The 22,169-nt window shown below is 63.5% G+C and carries 26 protein-coding genes, 1 tRNA gene and 1 pseudogene; 11 read left to right on the forward strand and 17 right to left on the reverse strand.

Annotation, left to right across the window (positions count from 1 at the left end):
• Positions 1-116 precede the first annotated feature (116 nt).
• The 7 genes from Q7J58_RS20865 to Q7J58_RS20895 are packed head-to-tail and all read left to right on the forward strand — an operon-like array spanning position 117 to position 5,987.
• Positions 117-773 (forward strand): LysE family transporter, encoded by a 657-nt coding sequence (locus Q7J58_RS20865; protein ID WP_304831798.1) that lies wholly within the window; start codon positions 117-119, stop codon positions 771-773.
• The gene (locus Q7J58_RS20870) at positions 770-1,726 is read left to right on the forward strand and encodes a DMT family transporter (RefSeq protein WP_304831799.1); all 957 of its coding nucleotides are present in this window, start codon (positions 770-772) and stop codon (positions 1,724-1,726) included. Before Q7J58_RS20865 ends, Q7J58_RS20870 begins: the two co-directional genes overlap by 4 nt.
• Before the next feature lies 1 nt (position 1,727).
• A complete protein-coding gene (locus Q7J58_RS20875; RefSeq protein ID WP_304831800.1) occupies positions 1,728-2,081 on the forward strand; it encodes a cupin domain-containing protein in 354 nt (117 codons plus the stop codon).
• A complete protein-coding gene (locus Q7J58_RS20880) occupies positions 2,078-3,340 on the forward strand; it encodes a PLP-dependent aminotransferase family protein (protein ID WP_304831801.1) in 1,263 nt (420 codons plus the stop codon). Before Q7J58_RS20875 ends, Q7J58_RS20880 begins: the two co-directional genes overlap by 4 nt.
• Positions 3,341-3,388: 48 nt before the next feature.
• Entirely contained in the window at positions 3,389-4,312 is a 924-nt protein-coding gene (locus Q7J58_RS20885) for a PhzF family phenazine biosynthesis protein (protein WP_304831802.1), read from the forward strand.
• A complete protein-coding gene (locus tag Q7J58_RS20890) occupies positions 4,309-5,004 on the forward strand; it encodes a VOC family protein (RefSeq protein WP_304831803.1) in 696 nt (231 codons plus the stop codon). The genes Q7J58_RS20885 and Q7J58_RS20890 overlap by 4 nt, the downstream gene beginning before the upstream one ends.
• A 17-nt stretch (positions 5,005-5,021) precedes the next feature.
• Entirely contained in the window at positions 5,022-5,987 is a 966-nt protein-coding gene (locus Q7J58_RS20895; protein WP_304831804.1) for a threonine dehydratase, read from the forward strand.
• A 156-nt stretch (positions 5,988-6,143) separates the two neighbouring features.
• On the opposite strand, the gene Q7J58_RS20900 is transcribed toward Q7J58_RS20895, so the two are convergent.
• Complete coding sequence (locus Q7J58_RS20900; RefSeq protein ID WP_304831805.1) at positions 6,144-8,456, reverse strand: ATP-binding protein; 2,313 nt, start codon at positions 8,454-8,456, stop codon at positions 6,144-6,146.
• Between the two features lie 170 nt (positions 8,457-8,626).
• Between Q7J58_RS20900 and Q7J58_RS20905 the strand changes: the two genes are divergently transcribed.
• The gene (locus tag Q7J58_RS20905; protein ID WP_304831806.1) at positions 8,627-9,298 is read left to right on the forward strand and encodes a histidine phosphatase family protein; all 672 of its coding nucleotides are present in this window, start codon (positions 8,627-8,629) and stop codon (positions 9,296-9,298) included.
• Between the two features lie 124 nt (positions 9,299-9,422).
• Here the strand turns inward: Q7J58_RS20905 and Q7J58_RS20910 are convergent, their stop codons facing one another.
• Positions 9,423-10,256, reverse strand: a complete 834-nt coding sequence (locus Q7J58_RS20910) for a creatininase family protein (RefSeq protein WP_304831807.1) — start codon at positions 10,254-10,256, stop codon at positions 9,423-9,425.
• A 43-nt stretch (positions 10,257-10,299) separates the two neighbouring features.
• Complete coding sequence (locus tag Q7J58_RS20915; RefSeq protein WP_304831808.1) at positions 10,300-11,526, reverse strand: cyclopropane-fatty-acyl-phospholipid synthase family protein; 1,227 nt, start codon at positions 11,524-11,526, stop codon at positions 10,300-10,302.
• Between the two features lie 304 nt (positions 11,527-11,830).
• Between Q7J58_RS20915 and Q7J58_RS20920 the strand changes: the two genes are divergently transcribed.
• The 3 genes from Q7J58_RS20920 (at position 11,831) to Q7J58_RS20930 (ending at position 15,263) form a co-directional block, all read left to right on the forward strand.
• On the forward strand, positions 11,831-14,089 hold the full coding sequence (locus Q7J58_RS20920; protein WP_304831819.1) for a thioredoxin family protein: 2,259 nt from the start codon (positions 11,831-11,833) through the stop codon (positions 14,087-14,089).
• A 92-nt stretch (positions 14,090-14,181) separates the two neighbouring features.
• Positions 14,182-14,823 carry a thioredoxin family protein gene (locus Q7J58_RS20925; RefSeq protein WP_304831809.1) on the forward strand — a complete coding sequence of 214 codons (642 nt, stop codon included), beginning with the start codon at positions 14,182-14,184 and terminating at the stop codon, positions 14,821-14,823.
• Positions 14,820-15,263 carry a rhodanese-like domain-containing protein gene (locus Q7J58_RS20930; RefSeq protein WP_304831810.1) on the forward strand — a complete coding sequence of 148 codons (444 nt, stop codon included), beginning with the start codon at positions 14,820-14,822 and terminating at the stop codon, positions 15,261-15,263. The genes Q7J58_RS20925 and Q7J58_RS20930 overlap by 4 nt, the downstream gene beginning before the upstream one ends.
• A gap of 318 nt (positions 15,264-15,581) precedes the next feature.
• Here the strand turns inward: Q7J58_RS20930 and Q7J58_RS20935 are convergent.
• From Q7J58_RS20935 to Q7J58_RS21000, 14 genes and pseudogenes are all read right to left on the reverse strand, one after another.
• Positions 15,582-15,658, reverse strand: a tRNA-Met gene (locus Q7J58_RS20935).
• 17 nt (positions 15,659-15,675) lie between these two features.
• Complete coding sequence (gene rplQ / locus Q7J58_RS20940; RefSeq protein WP_291085285.1) at positions 15,676-16,071, reverse strand: 50S ribosomal protein L17; 396 nt, start codon at positions 16,069-16,071, stop codon at positions 15,676-15,678.
• Positions 16,072-16,153: 82 nt separating this feature from the next.
• Positions 16,154-17,140 carry a DNA-directed RNA polymerase subunit alpha gene (gene rpoA / locus Q7J58_RS20945; RefSeq protein ID WP_304831811.1) on the reverse strand — a complete coding sequence of 329 codons (987 nt, stop codon included), beginning with the start codon at positions 17,138-17,140 and terminating at the stop codon, positions 16,154-16,156.
• A 93-nt stretch (positions 17,141-17,233) separates the two neighbouring features.
• Positions 17,234-17,857, reverse strand: a complete 624-nt coding sequence (gene rpsD / locus Q7J58_RS20950; RefSeq protein WP_304831812.1) for a 30S ribosomal protein S4 — start codon at positions 17,855-17,857, stop codon at positions 17,234-17,236.
• Positions 17,858-18,012: 155 nt separating this feature from the next.
• Positions 18,013-18,417, reverse strand: a complete 405-nt coding sequence (gene rpsK, locus Q7J58_RS20955; protein ID WP_304831813.1) for a 30S ribosomal protein S11 — start codon at positions 18,415-18,417, stop codon at positions 18,013-18,015.
• 18 nt (positions 18,418-18,435) lie between these two features.
• Positions 18,436-18,801 carry a 30S ribosomal protein S13 gene (rpsM, locus tag Q7J58_RS20960; RefSeq protein WP_068174954.1) on the reverse strand — a complete coding sequence of 122 codons (366 nt, stop codon included), beginning with the start codon at positions 18,799-18,801 and terminating at the stop codon, positions 18,436-18,438.
• A gap of 20 nt (positions 18,802-18,821) precedes the next feature.
• Complete coding sequence (gene rpmJ / locus Q7J58_RS20965; protein ID WP_009514917.1) at positions 18,822-18,935, reverse strand: 50S ribosomal protein L36; 114 nt, start codon at positions 18,933-18,935, stop codon at positions 18,822-18,824.
• A gap of 43 nt (positions 18,936-18,978) precedes the next feature.
• The gene (gene infA, locus Q7J58_RS20970) at positions 18,979-19,197 is read right to left on the reverse strand and encodes a translation initiation factor IF-1 (protein ID WP_304831814.1); all 219 of its coding nucleotides are present in this window, start codon (positions 19,195-19,197) and stop codon (positions 18,979-18,981) included.
• A gap of 8 nt (positions 19,198-19,205) precedes the next feature.
• Positions 19,206-20,525 carry a preprotein translocase subunit SecY gene (gene secY / locus Q7J58_RS20975; RefSeq protein WP_304831815.1) on the reverse strand — a complete coding sequence of 440 codons (1,320 nt, stop codon included), beginning with the start codon at positions 20,523-20,525 and terminating at the stop codon, positions 19,206-19,208.
• 23 nt (positions 20,526-20,548) lie between these two features.
• Complete coding sequence (gene rplO / locus Q7J58_RS20980; protein ID WP_304831816.1) at positions 20,549-20,980, reverse strand: 50S ribosomal protein L15; 432 nt, start codon at positions 20,978-20,980, stop codon at positions 20,549-20,551.
• A 16-nt stretch (positions 20,981-20,996) separates the two neighbouring features.
• A complete protein-coding gene (rpmD, locus tag Q7J58_RS20985; RefSeq protein WP_056268982.1) occupies positions 20,997-21,179 on the reverse strand; it encodes a 50S ribosomal protein L30 in 183 nt (60 codons plus the stop codon).
• 11 nt (positions 21,180-21,190) lie between these two features.
• On the reverse strand, positions 21,191-21,709 hold the full coding sequence (gene rpsE, locus Q7J58_RS20990; protein WP_304831817.1) for a 30S ribosomal protein S5: 519 nt from the start codon (positions 21,707-21,709) through the stop codon (positions 21,191-21,193).
• Positions 21,710-21,727: 18 nt separating this feature from the next.
• Positions 21,728-22,093 carry a 50S ribosomal protein L18 gene (gene rplR / locus Q7J58_RS20995; protein WP_304831818.1) on the reverse strand — a complete coding sequence of 122 codons (366 nt, stop codon included), beginning with the start codon at positions 22,091-22,093 and terminating at the stop codon, positions 21,728-21,730.
• 11 nt (positions 22,094-22,104) lie between these two features.
• Positions 22,105-22,169, reverse strand: a pseudogene (locus tag Q7J58_RS21000) (50S ribosomal protein L6); the annotation flags it as partial.

Consider the following 22,169-nt stretch of genomic DNA (forward strand, 5'->3'; position numbering starts at 1 on the left):
TTGTGAACTGAGCCCCTGAACTGTATGGCTTGTGTATGGTTTTAAAAGGATAAAGTGTCTGCCATGCACACACAAGCATTTTTTGTCTTTGCGCCCATTCGCCACGGGGCTGCCGCATGAACGCCGCCGAATTCAGCGCGCTGCTGGTGCTGGCCACGGCCACCAGCTTCACCCCCGGGCCCAACACCACCTTGTCCACCGCGCTGGCGGCCAACTTCGGGCTGCGCCGCGCCATGCGCTTTGTGTGTGCGGTGCCGGTGGGCTGGGGCCTGCTGTTTGCGTTGTGCGCGGGCGGCGTGGGTGCGCTGGTGGTGGCGCTGCCGCTGCTGCGCTGGAGCATTTTGCTGGGCGGTGTGGGCTACCTGCTGTGGCTGGCTTGGCGCTTGTCGGGCAGCCGCAGCCTGAGCGCGGTGAATGCTGCGCGGCTGAACGTCACCTTCACCCAGGGCGTGATGCTGCAATTTCTGAACATCAAGGCCTGGATGCTGGCGCTGTCCATTGTGGCGGGCTGGGTGGCCGGGCGGCCCGATGCGGCTGAACGCTTTGTGCAGGTGTTTCCGGTGTTGCTGGCCTATGCGTTTTTCAGCAACCTGACCTATGCCACGGTGGGCTCGCTGCTGCGCCACTGGCTGGCCGGGCCGGTGGTGGACGGGCAGCCCACCGGCGGGCGCTTGCTGGTGTTCAACCGCTGCATGGCGCTGGCGCTGGTGCTCACCGCCGTGTGGATGCTGGGCACCGGGCTGGCAACGCACACCGCTGGGGGCTTGCGATGACCACCGGCGTGTGCCTGTCGGCCGCACAAGACCAGCGCAACCAGACCCTGGGCCTGTGGCTGGGCCTGGTGGGCGTGGTGGTGTTTGCGCTGACTTTGCCCATGACACGCCTGGCCACCGGCACGGCCGACGCACCGCAGCTCTCGCCCTGGTTCGTCACCTGGGGCCGCGCGGCGCTGGCCGGGGGCTTGTCCATGATCTACCTGCTGGCCACACGCTCACCGCTGCCGGCACCGCAGCACCGCCAACCGCTGGCCCTTTCGCTGCTGGGCAATGCCATTGGCTACCCGCTGCTGCTGGGCTGGGCGCTGCGCCACGTTACCGCCAGCCACGCGGCCGTCATCACCGCCTTGCTGCCGCTGGCCACCGCCGCTGCGGCGGCCTGGCTGTTGCACCAGCGCGCGCGCCTGGGGTTTTGGCTGTTTGCCGGGCTGGGCAGCCTGCTGGTGGCGGCCTACAGCGTGTTGCGCGCCCTGCAGCAGGGGCACGGTTTTGGCCTGGCCTGGGCCGACCTGCTGCTGGTGGGCGCGGTGCTGGCGGCTTCGGTGGGTTATGTGGCGGGTGCCAAGGTCACGCCGGTGCTGGGCGCCGAGCGCGTGATCAGCTGGGTCTGCGTGATGGCGCTGCCCATCACCGTGCCGGGCGCGCTGCTGACCTGGCCCGAGCAGCCCATCAACACATCGGCCTGGCTGGCGCTGGTCTATGTGGGTGTGTTTTCCATGTGGGCCGGCTTCTTCGCCTGGTTTCGCGGCCTGGCGCTGGGCGGCGCGCTGCGCGTGAGCCAGCTGCAACTGCTGCAACCCTTCGTCAGCATCGTGGCCGCCGTGCCGCTGCTGGGAGAATCGCTGGACCTCACCACGCTGGGCTTTGCGCTCGCCGTGGTGGCCACCGTGTTTATGGGCCGCCGCATGGCCGTGCCCGCCACCCCATCCACACCCGTGAAGCAACTGTGACATGAAAGCCGACTTTCAAGACCACCTGAAAGCCTTGCCTCAAGCGCCCGGCGGAAACTACCCACTCGGCACGCCGTTCGTCCGTGCGCTGGCGCACGGCAGCATGAGTGTGGAGCTTTTCGCACCCGCCACATCGCAACTGGGCCAAGACATACAGCAACCTCACACACAGGACGAACTGTACGTGGTGCAGCGTGGTCGTTCGGGCTTCTGGCTCGACGGCGAGCGCTGTGAGGTGCAAACCGGCGATGTGTTGTTCGTGCCCGCAGGCGCACCGCACCGCTTCGAAGATTTCAGTCAAGACTTTGTCACCTGGGTCGTTTTCTACGGCCCCCAAGAAGGAGAACCCACATGAACACCCCCTGGACCCTGGCCCAGCGCGCTGAACGGATGAACCCGTCGGTGATCCGCGAGATTCTGAAAGTGACCGAGAAGCCCGGCATCATCAGTTTTGCGGGCGGTTTGCCGTCCACAGAAACCTTTCCGGTCGATGCCTTTGCCGAAGCCTGTGAGCGCGTGCTGCACGGCCACGGGCTGGAGAGCGGTCGCGCCTCGCTGCAATACGCCGCCAGCGAGGGCTTTGCGCCGCTGCGCGAGTGGGTGGCGGCCAGCCTGCCCTGGGCGGTGGACCCGGCGCAGGTGCTCATCACCACCGGCAGCCAGCAAGGGCTGGACCTGGTGGGCAAGGTGCTGATTGATGCGGGCAGCCGCGTGCTGGTGGAAACGCCCACCTACCTGGGCGCGCTGCAGGCGTTTTCGCCCATGGAGCCGGTGATTGAAGGCGTGGCCAGCGACGCGGGCGGTGTGGACGTGGCCGCGCTGCTGGAACAGCTGGGCGCAGGCGCTGACCACCCGGAAAGCCTGGAGCGCCGCCGCCTGCTGACGCTGGACCTGGACCCGGTGGCCAACCCGCAGGCCGCGCCGCGTTTTCTGTATGTGTTGCCCAACTTTCAAAACCCCACCGGCCGCAGCATGGACCTGCCCCGACGCCAAGCCTTGGTGGCCGCCGCTGCCCGGCTGGGCCTGCCGCTGGTGGAAGACAACCCCTATGGCGATTTGTGGTTTGACCAGCCCCCGCCCACACCGCTGACCGCGCTGAACCCCGACGGCTGCATTTACCTGGGTTCGTTCTCCAAGATCCTCGCGCCCGGCCTGCGCCTGGGCTTTCTGGTGGCGCCGCCCAGCGTGTACCCCAAGCTGCTGCAGGCCAAGCAAGCGGCCGACCTGCACAGCCCCAGCTTCAACCAGCGCGTGGTGGCCGAGGTGATTAAAGACGGCTTCCTGGACCGCCACATCCCCACCATCCGCGCGCTGTACAAGCGCCAGTGCCACGCCATGCTGGACGCCCTGAAAACCGAAATGGCGGGGCTGGACGTGCAGTGGAACGAGCCCGACGGTGGCATGTTCCTGTGGGTGCGCCTGCCCGAAGGCATGAGTGCCATTGAACTGCTGCCCAAGGCGGTGGAACAGAACGTGGCCTTTGTGCCGGGCAGCGCGTTTTACGCCGACCACGCCGACCCGCGCACCCTGCGCCTGAGCTTTGTGACCGCCAACGTGGAACAAATCCGCACCGGCATAGCGGCGCTGGCCCGGGCCATCCGCAGCAGCCACTGACCACAACCACCGTAGCCGGAGCTTCCAGCTCCGGAACCCAAACCGCCCATGCATCCCAAATCCAGACCCTTCAGCCAGGTGGACGTGTTCACCAGGCGGTCACGCACTCGCTCAAGCCTGTTCAAATCCAGACCCTTCAGCCAGGTGGACGTGTTCACCGCCACGCCCTACCGGGGCAACCCTCTCGCGGTGGTGCTCGACGGCACCGGCCTGAGCACCGAGGCCATGCAGCACTTCACGAACTGGACCAACCTGTCGGAATGCACCTTTGTGCTGCCGCCCACGCCCGAAGGCCGCGCCAGCGGGGCCGACTACCGCGTGCGCATTTTTTGTCCTGAGCGTGAACTGCCGTTTGCCGGTCACCCCACGCTGGGCACCTGCCATGCGTGGCTGGAAGCGGGCGGCGTGCCGCGCGGCGAACATGTGGTGCAGGAATGTGGCGTGGGGCTGGTGAAGATCAAGCGCGACGGCGAACGTTCAGCCTTTGCCGCACCACCGTTGATCAAAAACGGCCCGCTGGACGAAACCGATGTGCAGCGCATTGCCCGAGGTTTGGGTGTGGCGCGCAGCGACATCACGGCCCACGCCTGGTGCGACAACGGCCCGAACTGGCGTGGCGTGATGCTGCGCAGTGCCGAGCAGGTGCTGGCCCTCAAGCCCGACGGCGCGGTGCTGGCCGGGCTGGACATTGGCGTGGTGGGGCCGCAACCCGCTGGCCGCGACACGGCGTTTGAAGTCCGCGCCTTCTTCCCCGGCAACAACGGTCTGTGCGAAGACCCGGTGACCGGCAGCCTGAACGCCGCGCTCGCGCAATGGCTGATCGGCGCTGGCCTGGCGCCCGAGCGCTACGTGGCCGCGCAAGGCACGGCGATGGCGCGCGATGGCCGCGTGTTCATTGAGCGCGACGCCAGCGGCACGGTGTGGGTCGGCGGCCAGTCGGTCACCTGCATCAGCGGCCAGGTGGCGCTGTGACCTCGCCGCCACCCGCGCAGCTCGACCACCTGGTGGTGGCCGCGCGCACGCTGGCCGAAGGCGTGGCCTGGTGCGAAGCCACGCTGGGCGTGGCGCCCGGCCCCGGCGGTGAACACGCGCTGTTTGGCACCCACAACCGGCTGCTGCGGCTGGCCTGCGAACACGCACCACACGCCTACCTGGAAATCATCGCCATCCGCCCGCAGGCCACGCCCACGCGCCCGGCCGGGCTGAAACGCTGGTTCGACCTGGACGACCCGGCGCTGCAGGCACGGCTGGCACAGCACGGCCCGCAGCTGGTGCACTGGGTGGCCAGCGTGCCCGACGTGGTCGCAGCAACCCGGCAACTGGGCGCCCTCGGCTTTGATCGCGGCCCGGTGCTGGCCGCCTCGCGCCCCACCCCGCAGGGCCTGCTGCAATGGCGCATCAGCGTGCGCGACGACGGCCAGCGCCTGCTCGGTGGCGCGCTGCCCACGCTGATTCAGTGGGGCGACACCCACCCGGCCGACGCCATGCCCGCCAGCGGCATCGCGCTGCGCAGCTTCACCCTCAGCCACCCGGACGCGCCTCAGCTGCAGCACGCGCTCGACACCCTCGGGCTGAGCGCCATGCCGGTGGCGCCCGGGCCGGCCGCCCTCACCGCACAGCTCGATACACCCCAAGGCCCGCGCACGCTGCGCTCGGCCATCTGACCCCACCGTTGCCCAACATGCCGCTCCAACTGCCCAACCTGCCAGACATCGAGGCCGCCGCCGAGGTGGTTTACCACGCTTTTCAGGCCACGCCGCAGTACCGTTGGGGCACGCTCAGCCAGCGCCTGGGCACGGACTGCTGGGTCAAACACGAAAACCACACGCCGGTGGGCGCGTTCAAGATTCGCGGAGGTCTGACCTATTTCGACCAGCTCCGGCAACGCGGCGACATGCCGCGTGAAGTGATCAGCGCCACCCGGGGCAACCACGGCCAGAGCATGGGCTGGGCCGCGCGAGCGCACGGCGTGGCCTGCAGCATCGTGGTGCCACGGGGCAATTCAACCGAGAAAAACGACGCCATGCGCGCACTGGGCGTGCAGCTGATCGAACACGGTGAGGACTTCCAGGCCGCCCGCGAACACGCCATGCACCTGGCCGCCGAGCGCGGTGCACACATGGTGCCCAGCTACCACAAAGACCTGCTGCGCGGCGTGAGCACCTACTGGTGGGAATTTTTCCGGGCCGTGCCACAGCTCGACGTGGTCTATGTGCCCATCGGCCAGGGATCGGGCGCCTGTTCGGCCATTGCCGCCAAGCTGGCGCTGGGGCACCGGGCGCGCATCGTCGGTGTGGTCAGCGCCCACGCCACCACCTACGCCGATTCGATCGCGGCGGGCCGCGTGGTCGAGTCAGCGGTGACCACCGAACTGGCCGACGGCATGGCCTGCCGCGTGGCCGATGCGGCAGCCCTGCAGGTCTTGATACCGCACCTGGACCATGTGGTGAAGGTCAGCGACAGCGAGGTGGCGCAGGCCATGCGCTGGCTGTTTGCCGACACGCACAACGTGGCCGAAGGCGCCGGGGCTGCGAGCTTTGCGGCGGCGTGGCAGGAGCGCGATCGGCTCCAAGGACAGGTGGTGGGCACCACGTTGTGCGGTGGCAATGTGGACAGCGCCACGTTCGCCAAAGTCCTCACAAGCTGACAATTTTTCGGGCGTGCCCGATCAAGGCGCAAAGCACAACCACCGCTCAGGTTGACGCGCATTTGCAACGCCGCACGGGTGCGTTTTGGGGTGGTGTGCGGGCATGAGCGAAAGCCTCTCAGGCTCTGCGGCGCTGAAGCAGGCGCCGCGCGTGCGCTACTTCACCAGCCGCGCCACGACTTGGCAGAAAGTTTCCACCGCATCGGTCTTGAACACCACCTCGCGCACACCGGCGGCCAGCGCCTGGGCTTGCAGCTCGTCGGTGATGTAGCCCGAGGCCACAGCCACCGGCAGTGTGGGGCAAATGCCCAGCACAGCCCTGGCCACCTCCAGACCGGACATGCCAGGCATGTTGTAGTCGGTCAGCAGCAGGTCAAAGCCCTCCGGGTCGGCGCGCACCGCAGCGATGGCTTGCGCCTGGTCGGTAAAACCCGTGACACGGTAACCGCGGCGCTCAAGCAAACGCCGCACCAGGAACACCAAGGCGTCGTCGTCGTCGAGGTACAAAATGTGCTGTGGCGCTGTTGTCTGCGTGTCGGCCATGGTATGAATCTCTGGTTGGGCGGGGGTGCGAAAAGGGAGGTCAAGAACCTCGGCGCTGCACACCGTGGACGGATTGTCCAACACAGGAAAAAACAGCGAAAACGTGGTGCCCTCGCCCGCAGCGGTTTGCACCTCAATGAAACCGCCCAGGGCCTGCACAATGCCCAACACCACCGGCAAGCCCAAACCCGTGCCACTGCCGACGGGTTTGGTGGTGAAAAACGGGTCGAATATGCGGCTGCGTGTCTCCTCGCTCATGCCGCTGCCATTGTCTTGCACCTGAATGCGCACGGCACCGGTGCCCCGCTCGGCGCACCTGCTGGCCAGCTCGGCGGGCAACGCCTGGTGCCTCGGCGGCAACTCTTCCACGCGGAATTCAATACGCCCTGGCTGACCTTGCAGCGCATACACAGCGTTGGTACCCAGGTTGAGCAGCACCTGCCCCAGTTGGGTGGTATCGGCCAGGATCGGACCAACGCCTTGCGCACAGCACTGCACCAGCTCCACCTGGGGCGCCATGGCCGCGCGCAACAAGCTGCAGGATTCGGCCACCACATCGGCCACCTGCACCGGCTGGAGCGCCATGGGCTGCTGGCGGCTGAAAGCCAGAATTTGCCGCACCAGTTCGCGCCCGCGCCGGGCTGCGGTGCTGATCTCTTGCAGGCTTTCGCGCGCAGGCGCGTTGAGCGCCAGGTCTTGGCGTGCCAGGTCGGCGTTGCCCAAAATGGCGGCCAGGATGTTGTTGAAGTCGTGCGCCACACCGCCTGCCAGCGTGCCGAGGGCTTTCATTTTTTGCGACTGGGCGAGCTGGTTTTGAAGCGCCTCCTGCTGGTGCCGGGCTGCGCGCAAGGACGAAATGTCCACAAACGTGAGGACCACATGGCGCAAGCCGCCTTGGGCATCGTTCTCCGGGTGGGCGTTGCACAGCGCCCAGCGCACCCCCCCGCCGCCCACCGAAACACCGAGCACCACGTCGCGCACCGGCTGGCCGGTGGAGAGTACGCGTTCAAACGGCAATTCGTGGCGGTGCATGGGCTGGCCGTCTTCGGCCAGCAGGGTCCCGTGCGACACCATCGGGTCGCGTGCGGCCAGGTTCAACCCCCCTTCGCCCCAGCCCAGAAAGCGGCGCGCTGCGCCGTTGGCGTGGGACAGCGTGCGGTCGGGCCGGAACAGCATCACACCAGCGCTGAGGTTTTCCACCAAAGCGCGCGAGTCGGCTTCGCGGATCTGCAGCACCTGGCGGGCCTGATCGCCATCGCGGCGCAAGCGGTAGGCCACCAGCGCGGTGAACAGCACCGCCCGCAACAGCTTGGCAAGCAGAAAAAAGAACACGAACACGGGCGCAATCAGCGTCAGCGGTGCCCGTCCTTGTGAGTTCAACGCCACGTAAACCACCACCATGCCCAACACAGCCATGGCGGTACATTCCACCCAGACCAGGATCTTCAGCGCCTGCAACTCGGGCACCCGCTGCTGCGGGTCGCTGCGTTCAACGTCGCGTACCGCCAGCACCCCAACCGAGATGACCGTGAGGGAAAACAGCATTTGGCGCGCAGCCACCGAGTCCCACACGCTGAAGAGCCACACGTTGGCGGTCAACAACGCCATCAAGCCGGTGACCACCCAGCCCAGCGGCCTGCTCAGGCCCAGGTAGCTGCGCACGCCCAGCCAGGCAAAGGCGCCTCCGGCGCAGATGGCCGTGTTGGCCACGCTGATGGAGAACAGGGTGTGGGCGTCCACCCGCAGCCAAAGCCCGATCGACCCCACGATGGACAGCAGGGCCGACAAAGTCCACCAGCCCGGCCCGCCAATGGCGGGATAACGGCGCATGAGAGCGAAGAAAGCCGCCGCAATCAAGCCATCAACGCCGAGCCGTACCGCCAAAAGGGTCAGCAGGTCAAGCGGCATGGCGGTGGGGGGCAACAAGCATATTCGTGAATTAAATCACACCAATTCAGGGCAATAACGACAACCAAAATGAACCGAACAGGGCGATCGGCAGCCCTGCTTTCTTTGACACCGGCGTGACTGCGCCTGTGTGCGCCAGTCGCTGCGGTGACAAAGCGCTACCGCAGCCCGCCCACAGAATGCCACTCATGGGAACCCTCTACCTTGTGCGCCACGGCCAGGCCTCGTTTGGCGCCGACGACTACGACCAGCTCAGCCCGCTGGGCCAGCGACAGAGCCTGCAGCTGGGCCGTTACTGGGCCGAGCGCGGCCTGCGGTTTGACGCCGTGATCACCGGCACCCTGCGCCGCCACGCCCAGACCTGGGCCGGCATCGCTGAAGGCGCCGGGCTGGACAACGAGCCCCTGGCTTGGCCCGGCCTGAACGAATACGACAGCCAGGCCGTGATCCACACGGTGCACCCCCACCCGCTGCAAAAGCCTGACACACCCGAGCTGTACCGCCACCATTTCCGGCTGCTGCGCGACGGCCTCACGCAGTGGATGGCGGGCACCGTGAGCCCGCAGGGCATGCCCAGCTACAACGACTTTGTGCAAGGCATCACCAGCGCGCTGGACCATGTGCGCGCGCACCACCCCGACCACAAGGTGCTCATCGTGTCCAGCGGCGGGCCGATTGCCACCGCCGTGGGCCATGTGCTGGGGCTGAGCCCGGAAGGCACGATCGAGCTGAACATGCGCATCCGCAACAGCGCGGTGACCGAGTTTCAGTTCAACCCCAAACGCCACACCCTGCTGACCTACAACACCCTGCCGCACCTGGATGCGCCGGGTTTTGTGGACTGGGTGACCTACGCGTAAGCCCCTGCGCCGCAGACGCAGCTTCCCCCAAGGGGGACGCACCCAATGGCCCGGCGCAGCCGGTTCCACGGGTGCCCTGGGTGGGGTCACGCGCTCCACAGGCGTGCCCGATCCTTTCCGCCCCTCAGCTGAAGGCGGTTTTGTCGCTCAGCGTGTCCGGCGGCAGCTGGTCGATCTCGCTCAGCAGCTGCGCCAGCGCGCGGCCGGCGGCGTCCAGCAGTGCCCGGCCTTTGTCGGCGGTGGCTGCTGCCGCGTTGCCCACCGCACCGTTGGCGTTGTAGTCCTGCATCTGCCAGCCCAGCTTGGCGCTTTTGCCGTTGCCCAAAATGGGAAAGCGCTCGGCCCGGTCTTGCGACGTGGAGCGAAAATATTCGGCCTGCGCCATGCGCACGCGCGGCGGCGCCAGGGCCAGCATCATCGAGGTTTCCACGTCCCCGCCGTGAATGCCAAAGCGGTGCTCTTCGGCGCTGAACAAGGCGTTCACGTCTTGCCCATCGGCGTCGCGCAACGGCAGGTTGAACCAGCTCACGCTGTACACCAGCATGCCCAGCCGGGCCCGCAGGTCGCGCGCCACCAGGTCCATGGCGCCCACCTGGCCGCCGTGGGCGTTGAACAGCACCAGTTTCTTCACCCCGCTGGCGGCCACGCACTCGCCCAGCTCGGTCCACAGCCGCACCAGCGTCTCCGCCTTGAGCGTGAGCGTGCCGGCAAAACGGGCGTGCTCCGGGCTGAAGCCCACCGCCTGGGTGGGCAAAAACAACACGGGCAGCTCGGATGCCAGGTGCGGCAGCGCGGTGGCAATGACCCCGTTCACCAGGTCGGTGTCCACTGACAGCGGCAGGTGCGGCCCGTGCTGCTCGGTGGCGGCCACGGGTAACACGGCGATGGTGCGGCGGGTGTCCAGCGCCGAAAATTCGGCGGTGGTGAGATCGGACCAGTAGCGGGAAGGGACGTTCATGGCCGGCATCTTACGCGGGGCGCCCCGCGGCACAGGCCAGCGCTCAACGCGCTTGGTACATCCACCGCCGCGACCACGGCAAGCCCTGCGAGGACTGGCCAGCCGGACGACACAGCACCTGGTAGATGGCCACTTCGTCGTGGTCAAACGCCCAGGCGCAGCCGGCCAGATACACGCGCCAGATGCGCCAGCGCCGCTCGTCCACCAGCGGCTTGATGCGCGCGGTGTGGGCCTCAAACGCCTCGGCCCAGAGCTGGGTGGTGCGCTGGTAGTGGCGGCGCAGGTTTTCCACGTCAAACGCCTCCAACCCGCCTTCTTGCAGGCAACGCAGCACGGTGCTGATGTGCGGCAACTCACCGCGCGGGAACACGTAGCGGTCAATGAAATGACCACCACCGTGGCGGGTTTCGCCGTCCAGGGCATCGGTGCTGGTGATGCCGTGGTTCATGGCCCAGCCATCGGGTTTGAGCAACTGGCGCATGTGCCCGAAGTAAGCCGCCAGGTGGTCCAACCCCACGTGTTCAAACATGCCGACGCTGGTGAGGCGGTCAAACGGCGGGTCGCTCACGTCGCGGTAGTCCTGCAAGCGAATGTCGATGCGGTCTTGCAGCCCGGCGGCTCGCACCCGCTCGCGCGCCAGGTCGGCCTGGTTTTGCGACAGCGTCACACCCACGCACCGGGCGCCAAAGTGCTGCGCGGCGCGCAACACCAGCGCGCCCCAGCCACAGCCAATGTCCAGCAGGCGCTGGCCGAGCTGCAGCTGGATCTTGGTCAGAATGTGGTCGATCTTCTTGGCCTGCGCGGTGTCCAGCGTCTCATCACCCTGCTCGAAATACCCGCACGAATACACCATGCCCTCGCCCAGCCACGGCGCATAAAACGCGTTGGACACGTCGTAGTGGTACTGAATGGCCTCGCTGTCGCTCTCGCGCGTGTGGCCAAAGCGGCGCCGGATGCGCCCCATCAGCCCTTGAGCTGGCTCGGCCGTTTCGGCCAGCCGGTGCGCCACCGCCATCATGTCCGTCAGCGGGCCGTCCACGTCAATCAGGCCCTCCACATAGGCCTGGCCCAGCGTGTCCAGCCTGGGGTCGATCAGCAACGGCAAGGCGGCCGGGTCGCGCACCCGTATCTCCACCCGAGGCTCTTCAAACTCGCCCAGCGCCAAAGAAGACGCTCCGCGCTCGCCCCAACTCAGACGCACCGGCAAGTTGGCCCGTGTCTGGACCCGTTTCGCCCAAGGCAACAGGGCCTGTTCCAAGATCGATCCCATCAGAGCCGCTCCTTTCACCCCAAACCGTGTTTTTATCGAAATCAGCACGGCTTGTGAACCCATCGGCTGTGCATCGTCACCACCAACTTGAGCGGGCGCAACGCAGGTGCACCGGTGAGCACAGTGGTGTTTGCAGAGGCCGAACCAACGAACATGTAAGCGTTACCTTATATTCAGCACGTGCTCTGGGCCCATGGCGCATGGCAGCCCACCCGCACTGGAACTTGCCGCGCCCACGCCGCTCCTATGTGTCCCCGTGGGCACCACGGCGTCGGTCCCGCCCATCCCTAACAAACCGCCCGTGATGTTCCCCACCCTGTTCAACACCGCCATCCCCAACACCCTGCAACGGCGGTCTGGCGTTGCGTTGCACCGTTGGCTGCCCGCCATGCTGCTGGCGCTGCTGATCGCCCTGCTCGTGCCACACACCGCGCAATCCCAAGGCTTGTTGTCGGCCACGGCGGGCACGACGGTGGTGCAAACCGAGCAGGTACGCGCCGAGCTGCTGGCGCACGCCCCGCAAGGCGCTGCGCCGGGCCAAACGGTGTGGGTCGGTCTGCAGCTTTCCCACCAGCCGCACTGGCACACCTACTGGAAAAACTCGGGCGACTCGGGCCTGCCCACCGAACTGCAGTGGACCCTGCCCGCCGGTGTGAGCGCGGGCGACATCGCCTGGCCCACGCCACGAAAATTCCCGCTTGGCACCCTGGCCAACTACGGCTTTGATGGCACCGTGCTGCTGCCTGTGCCCCTCACCATCGAGCCGGGCTTCACCGGCACCCACGTGGACGTGAAGCTCTACGCCGCATGGCTGGCCTGCCGCCAGGAATGCATCCCCGAAGAAGGCCACTTCACGCTGCGCATTCCCGTGCAGGGCTCCACCGCGCTGCACGGCATGGCCTTTGAAGCGGCGTTTGCCGCTGCCCCCGCTAGCCAGCCTGCGGCCGACAGCACCCTGACGCCCGAAGCCGGCTGGCTCAACGTGTCGCTGGCGGGCCTGCCCGCCGCGTGGCGTGGCCAGCCGCTGGAGTTTTTCCCCGAAACCGCCGGCCTCATTGAACCCGGCGCCGCCTGGACCCAGACCTGGACCGGCGAGCGTTGGACCGCCCGGGTACCGCTCTCGCCGCACCGCGCCGACAGCCCAACCCAGGTGCCGCTGGTGGTGGCGCTGGCCAACCCCAGCGGCTCGGGCCCCGGCAGCACCGGTGTGTTGCTTGACGTGCCGGTGCAAGGCGCCTGGCCCGCCGCCGCCCCGCTGCCCGCTGCCGTGCCCGATGCTTTGCAAGCCGCGCTCGACGCCAACGCAGCCCGCGCCGCCACCGCGCCGGCCGCACCCAGCGGCCCACCCATCACGCTGTGGGCCGCGCTGCTGGGCGCGCTCATTGGCGGCGCCATCCTCAACCTCATGCCCTGCGTATTCCCGGTGCTCGCCATCAAGGTGCTGGCGTTTGCCAAACACGCCGACGACCGGTCTGCCCACCGCGCCAACGGCTTGGCCTACACCGCCGGCGTGGTGCTGTCGTTTCTGGCGCTGGGCGGCCTGCTGCTGGGCTTGCGCGCGGCTGGCGAGCAGCTGGGATGGGGCTTTCAGCTGCAAAGCCCCGGCGTGGTGGCGGCGCTGGCGGTGCTCTTCACGCTCATTGGTTTGAATCTGGCGGGCCTGTTTGAATTTGGCAGCGTGCTGCCCAGCGCTGTGGCCAGCCTGCAGGCCAAGAACCCCACCGCCGACGCTTTTTTGACCGGCGTGCTCGCCACCGCCATCGCCTCGCCCTGCACAGCGCCTTTCATGGGCGCCTCGCTGGGCCTGGCCATTGGCCTGCCCACGGCGCAGGCGCTGGCCGTGTTTGGCATGCTGGGGCTGGGCATGGCCCTGCCCTACCTGGCCGCCAGCTGGTGGCCAGCCATCGCCCGCGCCTTGCCCCGCCCCGGCGCCTGGATGAACACCTTCCGCCAGCTCATGGCCTTCCCCATGTTTGCCACCGTGGTGTGGCTGTTGTGGGTGCTGGGCCAGCAGAGCGGCATCGACGGCACGGCCGCCCTGCTCATGCTGCTGGTGGTACTGGCGCTGCTGGTGTGGGCGCTGGGCCTGCGCGGCAAGAGCCGCACCGTGCTGGCGGGTCTGTCGCTCGCGGGCCTGCTGTGGCTGGGCTGGACCGTGGGCCCCAACGTGACCCGCATGGCCGACGCTGCACCCGGCGCCGCCGTGGCCACCGCCGTAGACGGTCTGAGCTGGCAGCCCTGGAGCCCCGAACGCCAGGCTGCCCTGCTGGCCGAAGGCCGCCCCGTGTTTGTCGATTTCACCGCCGCCTGGTGCGTGACTTGCCAATACAACAAGCGCACCACCCTGGCCGACGCCAGCGTACTGGCCGACATGGCCGCGAAAAATGTGGCCCTGCTGCGCGCCGACTGGACCCGCCGCGACCCCACCGTCACAGCCGCCCTGGCCAGTCTGGGCCGCAACGGCGTGCCGGTGTACGCCTTGTACCGCAACGGCCAGCCCACCCATGTGCTGTCTGAGGTGTTGAGCGTGAACGATGTGCGCACGGCGCTGGGGAGCCTGTAACGCTCCGGTAGGGCAGGTTCGGTGAACTGTCGGATCAAACCCAACCGCCCCAACCGTATCGTAGAAATTTTGCTGTTCAACGGAGACACACCATGCTGCAACGCCGCCAGTTCACCACCCTCAGCGCCACTGCACTGGGCGCACTCGCTCTACCAGCCAGCCTGCTGCCGCGCTTGGCCCAGGCCGCCAGCGTGGGCCAGCCCGCGCCCGACTTCACACTCAGCGACACCGCAGGCAAACCCGTGAAGCTGTCGCAATACAAAGGCAAGCCCGTGGTGCTGGAGTGGAACAACCCCGGCTGCCCCTTTGTGCGCAAGCACTACCAAGGCAACATGCAGGCGCTGCAAAAAGCATTCACCGCCCAAGGCGTGGTGTGGCTCGCCGTGAACTCCACCCGCAACGACAGCGCCGACCACCTCAGCCCAGCCCAGCTGGCCCGCTGGATGACCGAGCAAAAAGCCAGCCCCACCGCCACCCTGATGGACGAAGACGGCACCGTCGGCATGGCCTACGGTGCCCGCGTCACACCCCACATGTATGTCGTCAACCCGCAAGGCGTGCTGGTGTACGCCGGCGCCATCGACAGCATCCCGTCAGCCCGCGTGGCCGACATTGAAAAAGCCACCAACTTCGTGCGCCAGGGCCTGAACGAACTGCTCGCCGGCAAACCCGTCAGCAACCCCACCAGCCAGGCCTATGGCTGCAGCATCAAATACAAAAACGCCGCCACATGACACACACCAACCGCCCATCGCTCATCACCCGCCGCACCCTGGGCCTGCTGGGCGCAGCTGCTCTGGCTTTGGTCGCCGGTTGCTCAGACCAGGCCACCCCAGACTCCCTGCGCGTCAGCCTGGAAGAAGGCCGCCAGCTGTTTGAAAGCAAACAGGTGGTGATGTTTGACATACGCGAGCCCAAAGAACACGCCACCGGCGTGGCCAACGGCGCGATGCTCTTGCCCATGTCACAGCTGAACCAGCGCGCCAGCGAAATCCCCAAAGACCCGGCACAACCCGTGCTCATCATCTGCAACACGCAAAACCGGTCCAGCAAAGTGGTGCAAGCCATGAAAGAAGCCGGCTGGACCAACGTGCGCTACGTGCACGGCGGCATGAGCGACTGGGCTAAAAAAGGCTGGCCCATGGTCAAGCCGTTTGGCTTACCGACATCCTGATACACCCATTCAAGGTGACGTTGCTGAAGCCCAGCACAAAGTGACTGGGTGAAGCGGTCTGCCTGCAAGCAAAGCCGCGTTTACCGCCTAGAGGAATGGAAGCCCGGTTCACGCAGCTTGTTCGCAGCAAAATCCGTTTCCAACAGCTGTCTGCGTTGTGAAAGCAGGTCTCTCACAAACACAGTGCTCAGACAACCTTCGAATATGGCAATCGCATGAGCGGGGGGTGCGCCCATGTTGGACATACCAACATGGGTGCACCAACAAAAAAGCCCACCGTTTGGTGGGCTTTTTTGCCAAGCTGGTACTTGAATTTATTGGTTGCGCGGGCAAGATTTGAACTTGCGACCTTTGGGTTATGAGCCCAACGAGCTACCAGGCTGCTCCACCGCGCGTCAAGAAATGAATTATATCACGCTTTATCGGCTTCTGCTGCTGGAGCAGCATCTTCCGCACGATCAACCAGTTCGACCAAGGCCATAGGAGCGTTGTCGCCCACGCGGTACCCCATTTTCAGGATGCGCGTGTAACCACCCGGACGGGCAGCAAAACGTGGGCCCAGTTCGTTGAACAGCTTCACAACCACGTCACGATCACGCAAGCGATCAAACGCCAAACGGCGGTTGGCCACAGTAGCCACCTTGGCCAAGGTGATCATGGGTTCCACCACGCGGCGCAGCTCTTTGGCTTTCGGCACCGTGGTTTTGATGACTTCGTGCGTGAGCAAAGAATTCATCATGTTGCGCAACATGGCGAGGCGGTGCTCGCTGGTGCGGTTGAGTTTACGCAGTCCGTGTCCGTGACGCATTTTTAGATCCTTTTAATGTTTTACCCGCAGCCGTATCAGGTACTGCGGGTTGGTCAGTTGCCAACCATGGCTGGCTCATTTTTCAGTGCTTGTCGAGACCAGCAGGTGGCCAATTTTCAAGCTTCATACCCAAGGTCAGGCCGCGGGATGCCAGCACTTCCTTGATTTCGTTGAGCGACTTGCGACCCAAGTTGGGCGTCTTGAGCAGCTCGTTCTCGGTGCGCTGGATCAGATCACCGATGTAATAAATGTTTTCCGCCTTGAGACAGTTCGCCGAACGCACCGTCAGCTCCAACTCATCGACAGGACGCAACAGAATCGGATCAAACTGCTGAGAGCTGCGCGGTGCAGGCTGGACAGGATCCCACAACTCCAATCCTTCAAGTTGAGCAAAAACAGCCAATTGCTCGACCAAAATTTTGGCTGAAGCACGCACAGCCTCTTCAGGACCAATGGAACCGTTGGTCTCGATTTCGAGAACCAGCTTGTCCAAGTCGGTACGCTGTTCAACACGGGCACTTTCAACGGTGTAGCTCACGCGCTTGACCGGCGAAAAAGAGGCATCAAGCACGATACGACCCAGCGAACGTGCCTGGTCATCGTTGCGGCGGAGGCTACCGGGCACATAACCACGGCCTTTCTCGACCTTGATTTGCATGTCCAGTTTTGCACCAGCCGACAAAGTCGCAATGACGTGCGAAGGATTGACGATTTCGACATCGTGCGGCGTCTGGATATCGGCCGCAGTAACGAGGCCTTCGCCATCTTTGCGCAAACTCAGTGTCACTTCGTCGCGGTTGTGGAGCTTGAACACCACACCCTTGAGGTTCAGCAGCATGTTGACGACGTCTTCTTGCACGCCATCGATTGAGGAGTACTCGTGTACAACACCCGCAATGGTGACTTCGGTCGGCGCATGACCCGTCATGGAGGACAGCAAGACCCGACGCAGGGCATTGCCCAGCGTGTGACCGTAGCCGCGCTCGAAAGGCTCCAGCGTGACTTTCGCACGGTTGGTCGAGACTTGCTCGACATTGATGGTTTTGGGCTTGAGCAGATTGTTCAGCATTCAGACTTCCTTCAGTACCCTCGGCTCGTTACACCGATAAGGCAGACGGAGCATGGCCCGGCAGCTGCCTTCAGGCGACCGCCGGGAACGAAATTAACGGGAATACAGTTCGACGATCAACGACTCGTTGACATCGGCCGCGAATTCGTCGCGGTCAGGCGATTTCTTGAACACACCTTCGGCTTTGTCCACAGACACATCAACCCAGGCAGGGAAGCCGATCTGTTTGGCCAACTCCAGAGCCTCAATCACGCGGGCCTGCTTCTTCGACTTTTCGCGCACAGCGATGACATCACCGGCTTTTACCGAGTACGAAGGAATATTCACCGATTGGCCGTTGACCAAGATGGCCTTGTGGGACACGATCTGGCGTGCTTCAGCTCGCGTGGAAGCGAAGCCCATGCGAAACACCACGTTGTCGAGTCGGGCTTCGAGCAAGAACAGCAGGTTGGCGCCGGTATTGCCACGGCGGCGGTCTGCCTCTGCAAAGTAGCGACGGAATTGGCGCTCAAGCACGCCGTAGGTGCGCTTGACTTTTTGCTTCTCACGAAGCTGCAGACCGAAGTCAGATGTGCGCTGACCCGAGGTACGGCCATGCTGACCAGGCTTGGAATCAAATTTGGCCTTGTCGCTGATGGAGCGGCGTGCGCTCTTGAGCAACAGGTCAGAGCCTTCACGGCGGGAAAGTTTGGCCTTGGGGCCGAGGTAACGTGCCACGTTGATTTCCTAGGGTTTACGCTGCCGCAACAGAACGCTGCGGGAGCCATCTCGGACAAGAGATGGCGGTGGGCTTAGCAAAAAATGCCACCGCAGACGACTGCGGTGGCGCTCAAAAAAGCTTTACAGTATACCGCTCTCGGCGGCAACGCGCATCAGATGCGACGGCGTTTCTGTGGCCGGCAGCCGTTATGAGGTACCGGTGTCACGTCTGCAATCGAATTGATACGGATACCGAGAGCGCCCAAAGCACGCACGGACGATTCGCGACCTGGACCTGGTCCTTTGATCTCGACATCAAGGTTCTTGATACCTTGCTCAATGGCTGCACGGCCAGCGACTTCGGAGGCCACCTGTGCTGCGAAAGGCGTCGACTTGCGTGAGCCTTTGAAACCTTGACCGCCAGAAGACGCCCAAGACAAGGCATTGCCTTGGCGATCGGTGATCGTGATGATGGTGTTGTTGAACGAAGCATGCACGTGTGCAATACCGTCGGCAATGTTTTTGCGGACTTTCTTGCGGACGCGTGCTGCAGCGGTGTTGGATTGTTGCTTAGCCATGGTAATCCTTGAAACCGTTTATTTTTTCAGCGACTGTGCTGCCTTGCGCGGGCCCTTGCGGGTACGTGCATTGGTCTTGGTGCGCTGACCGCGAACCGGCAGACCACGGCGGTGGCGGAAACCACGGTAGCAACCAATGTCCATCAAACGCTTGATGTTCATGGTGGTTTCACGGCGCAGGTCACCCTCGATCGTGAAAACGCCAACCTGGTCGCGAACTTTTTCGAGTTCAGCGTCGCTGAGGTCTTTGATCTTCTTGGTGTAGTCGATCCCACAGGCTTCGCAAATTTTGCGAGCGCGGGTGCGACCGATACCGAAAATTGCCGTCAAGCCGATTTCGGCGTGCTTGTGCGGCGGAATGTTGATGCCTGCAATACGAGCCATTTTGGTCCTCTAAACTTCAATCAGCCTTGACGCTGTTTGTGACGTGGGTCGGTGCAGATAACCCGCACCACACCATGCCGCTTGATGATCTTACAGTTGCGGCACATTTTTTTGACCGAAGCCGAAACTCTCATAATCTTCTCCTAGATATTCCAAAAATAGTCAACAACTGACAGATCACTTGGAGCGAAAAACAATTCTCGCCCTCGTAAGGTCGTACGGCGTGAGCTCCACTTTGACCTTGTCGCCTGGCAAGATGCGTATGTAATGCATCCGCATCTTGCCGGAAATATGTGCCAAAACCATGTGCCCGTTTTCGAGCTTGACTCTGAAGGTAGCGTTGGGGAGGTTCTCCAGAACCTCTCCTTGCATCTCGATCACATCGTCCTTGGCCATCACAAAACTCAGTTGCCGATAGAGGTCTTAAAGTTGGCCTTTTTCAACAGCGATTCGTACTGCTGCGACATCATGTAATTCTGAACCTGGGCCATGAAATCCATGGTAACGACCACAATGATCAGCAACGACGTACCGCCAAAATAGAAAGGTACGTTGTACTTCAGGATCAAAAATTCAGGCAACAAGCAAACCGCTGTGATGTAGATCGCACCTGCAAAGGTCAACCGAAGCAGAATTTTGTCGATGTAACGTGCGGTCTGATCCCCCGGCCGAATACCGGGGATGAATGCACCACTTTTCTTCAGGTTGTCAGCCGTTTCACGGCTGTTAAACACCAGTGCGGTGTAGAAAAAACAGAAGAAGATGATGGCCGCAGCATACAACGCTACATAGATGGGTTGACCAGGCGACAAGGCCGAAGCAATGTCTCTCAACCAACGTGTGGAATCGCCCGTGCTGACCCAACTCACAACTGTTGTTGGCAACAAAATGATGCTGGAAGCAAAAATCGGAGGAATCACGCCCGCCATGTTCAACTTGAGCGGCAGATGCGATGACTGACCGCCATACACCTTGTTGCCCACTTGACGGCGTGCATAGTTCACCAGAATCTTGCGCTGACCGCGTTCGACAAACACGACGAAATAGGTCACAAGAACAACCAGCGCGATGATGAAAATCGACACAAGTATGTTCATTGCACCGGTACGGACCAGTTCCAGCAGTCCGCCGACTGCGCTGGGCAAACCTGCGGCGATACCAGCAAAGATCAGGATTGAGATACCGTTGCCCAGACCGCGTTCGGTGATTTGTTCACCCAACCACATCAGGAACATCGTACCGGCCACCAAGCTCACCACAGCCGTCAGGCGAAACCCCATACCAGGATCAATCACCAAACCAGCCTGACCTTCCAGCGCCAAGGCAATGCCCATTGACTGAAAAATAGCCAGCGCCAGGGTACCGTAACGGGTGTACGAGGTGATCTTGCGGCGACCCGCTTCGCCTTCCTTCTTCAGCTGCTCAAACGTGGGAACCACGTAAGTCATGAGCTGCATGATGATGGACGCCGAGATGTACGGCATGATCCCGAGGGCGAACACGGTGAACCGTGACAGCGCACCACCCGAGAACATATTGAACAAACTCAGAATGCCGCCAGCCTGACCTTTGAAGAGTGCCTCCAGCTGGGCCGGGTCGATACCGGGCACGGGGATATGAGCCCCAATGCGGTAAACCACCAGCGCCAACAACAGAAACACCAGCCGGCGACGGAGGTCGCCGAACTTGCCTGTTTTGGCTAGGGTCGTTGATCCAGTTGCCACAAGTTGCTTCCGCTAAGTTTCGGTCAGACCAGCGAACCGCCGGCTGCTTCAATGGCTGCTTTTGCGCCTGCCGTTGCGCCAACGCTTTTGAACGCCACCGCACGGGTAATTTCACCGGTCTTGATGACTTTGACGCGTTTGGCCAAATGGGGCACAAGGCCTGCCTGCTTCAAAACGAGCATATCGACTTCAGCGACCTCCAGAGCCTGGATGTCAGCCAGCGTCACTTCAGCGTTGAACTGGAGTTGCGCCGATTTGAAGCCACGCTTGGGCAGACGGCGTTGCAGCGGCATCTGACCGCCTTCAAAGCCCACCTTGTGGTAACCACCCGAACGCGATTTTTGGCCTTTGTGACCACGGCCAGCGGTTTTACCCAGACCCGAGCCAATGCCACGACCCACGCGACGCTTGGCGTGCTTGGAGCCTTCTGAAGGCTTGATAGTGTTGAGTTCCATGTCTTGCGACTCCGGTTCAGAGTACCTTGACCAGGTAGCTGATCTTGTTGATCATGCCGCGGACTGCAGGAGTGTCCTGCAGTTCACTGGTGCTGTTGAGCTTGCGCAGGCCCAAGCCGCGAACGGTGTCGCGGTGCGACTGCTTGGTGCCAATCGGGCTGCGCACCAACTGGACCTTGACGGTATTTTGTGTGGTCATGATTGCTCCCATCAACCCAGAATGTCTTCAACCGACTTGCCGCGCTTGGCAGCGACGCTGGCCGGCGTGGTCGAGTTCTTCAATGCGTCCAGCGTGGCGCGCACCAGGTTGTAAGGGTTGCTCGAACCGTGGCTTTTGGCCACGACATCGGTGATACCCAGCACTTCGAACACGGCGCGCATAGGGCCGCCAGCAATGATGCCGGTACCCTTGGAAGCAGGCAGCATCATGACATTGGAGGCACCGTGCTCGCCGTGCACACTGTGGTGCAAAGAGCCATTCTTCAGCGACACCTTGATCATGTTGCGGCGAGCCGCTTCCATGGCTTTTTGCACTGCGACCGGCACTTCACGCGCCTTGCCCTTGCCCATGCCAACGCGGCCATCGCCATCACCAACCACAGTCAGTGCGGCGAAACCGAGGATGCGACCGCCCTTGACCACTTTGGTCACGCGGTTGATCGCGATCATCTTTTCGCGCAAACCGTCGTCGTTTGCTTCGTTCTTGATGTTTGCGGTAAATTTAGCCATTTTGTGTATTCCGTTTGATCAGAACTGCAGACCGGCTTCACGGGCCGCATCTGCCAGGGCTTTCACCCGGCCGTGGTAAGCAAAACCGGAACGGTCAAACGCCACTTTTTCAATGCCTACTGCCTTCGCTTTTTCAGCGATGCGCTTGCCCACCAACTGGGCGGCAGCGGTGTTGCCACCCTTGCCAGCGCCACCAATTTGGGCACGCACTTCGGCTTCGACCGTGGAGGCGGAGGCCAGCACACGGGCGCCGTCGTCGGAAATGACGTTGGCGTAGATGTGCAGGTTGGTGCGGTTCACAGTCAGGCGGACGGCGCCTTGCTGCGCAATGCGGATGCGCGTCTGACGGGCCCGGCGGAGACGTTGCTCTTTTTTCGTCAACATGATCCTGATCCTTATTTCTTCTTGGTTTCCTTGATCACGACCTTTTCATCCGAATAACGGATGCCCTTGCCCTTGT

The sequence above is a fragment of the Hydrogenophaga sp. genome (assembly GCF_030656115.1).
Taxonomy (GTDB): domain Bacteria; phylum Pseudomonadota; class Gammaproteobacteria; order Burkholderiales; family Burkholderiaceae_C; genus Hydrogenophaga.

Excerpts from the sequence above, each read along its gene's own strand:
- Q7J58_RS20925 (WP_304831809.1), top strand. The coding sequence starts at position 14,182 with ATGCTGCAACGCCGCCAGTTCACCACCCTCAGCGCCACTGCACTGGGC.
- Q7J58_RS20870 (WP_304831799.1), top strand. The coding sequence starts at position 770 with ATGACCACCGGCGTGTGCCTGTCGGCCGCACAAGACCAGCGCAACCAG.
- rplR (WP_304831818.1), bottom strand. The coding sequence starts at position 22,093 with ATGTTGACGAAAAAAGAGCAACGTCTCCGCCGGGCCCGTCAGACGCGC.
- Q7J58_RS20895 (WP_304831804.1), top strand. The coding sequence starts at position 5,022 with ATGCCGCTCCAACTGCCCAACCTGCCAGACATCGAGGCCGCCGCCGAG.
- Q7J58_RS20920 (WP_304831819.1), top strand. The coding sequence starts at position 11,831 with ATGTTCCCCACCCTGTTCAACACCGCCATCCCCAACACCCTGCAACGG.
- Q7J58_RS20930 (WP_304831810.1), top strand. The coding sequence starts at position 14,820 with ATGACACACACCAACCGCCCATCGCTCATCACCCGCCGCACCCTGGGC.
- rpsE (WP_304831817.1), bottom strand. The coding sequence starts at position 21,709 with ATGGCTAAATTTACCGCAAACATCAAGAACGAAGCAAACGACGACGGT.
- Q7J58_RS20915 (WP_304831808.1), bottom strand. The coding sequence starts at position 11,526 with ATGGGATCGATCTTGGAACAGGCCCTGTTGCCTTGGGCGAAACGGGTC.
- rplO (WP_304831816.1), bottom strand. The coding sequence starts at position 20,980 with ATGGAACTCAACACTATCAAGCCTTCAGAAGGCTCCAAGCACGCCAAG.
- rpmD (WP_056268982.1), bottom strand. The coding sequence starts at position 21,179 with ATGACCACACAAAATACCGTCAAGGTCCAGTTGGTGCGCAGCCCGATT.
- rpoA (WP_304831811.1), bottom strand. The coding sequence starts at position 17,140 with ATGCTGAACAATCTGCTCAAGCCCAAAACCATCAATGTCGAGCAAGTC.
- Q7J58_RS20880 (WP_304831801.1), top strand. The coding sequence starts at position 2,078 with ATGAACACCCCCTGGACCCTGGCCCAGCGCGCTGAACGGATGAACCCG.
- Q7J58_RS20865 (WP_304831798.1), top strand. The coding sequence starts at position 117 with ATGAACGCCGCCGAATTCAGCGCGCTGCTGGTGCTGGCCACGGCCACC.
- infA (WP_304831814.1), bottom strand. The coding sequence starts at position 19,197 with ATGGCCAAGGACGATGTGATCGAGATGCAAGGAGAGGTTCTGGAGAAC.
- Q7J58_RS20885 (WP_304831802.1), top strand. The coding sequence starts at position 3,389 with ATGCATCCCAAATCCAGACCCTTCAGCCAGGTGGACGTGTTCACCAGG.
- rpsM (WP_068174954.1), bottom strand. The coding sequence starts at position 18,801 with ATGGCTCGTATTGCAGGCATCAACATTCCGCCGCACAAGCACGCCGAA.
- rplQ (WP_291085285.1), bottom strand. The coding sequence starts at position 16,071 with ATGCGTCACGGACACGGACTGCGTAAACTCAACCGCACCAGCGAGCAC.
- Q7J58_RS20910 (WP_304831807.1), bottom strand. The coding sequence starts at position 10,256 with ATGAACGTCCCTTCCCGCTACTGGTCCGATCTCACCACCGCCGAATTT.
- rpmJ (WP_009514917.1), bottom strand. The coding sequence starts at position 18,935 with ATGAGAGTTTCGGCTTCGGTCAAAAAAATGTGCCGCAACTGTAAGATC.
- rpsK (WP_304831813.1), bottom strand. The coding sequence starts at position 18,417 with ATGGCTAAGCAACAATCCAACACCGCTGCAGCACGCGTCCGCAAGAAA.
- Q7J58_RS20905 (WP_304831806.1), top strand. The coding sequence starts at position 8,627 with ATGGGAACCCTCTACCTTGTGCGCCACGGCCAGGCCTCGTTTGGCGCC.
- Q7J58_RS20875 (WP_304831800.1), top strand. The coding sequence starts at position 1,728 with ATGAAAGCCGACTTTCAAGACCACCTGAAAGCCTTGCCTCAAGCGCCC.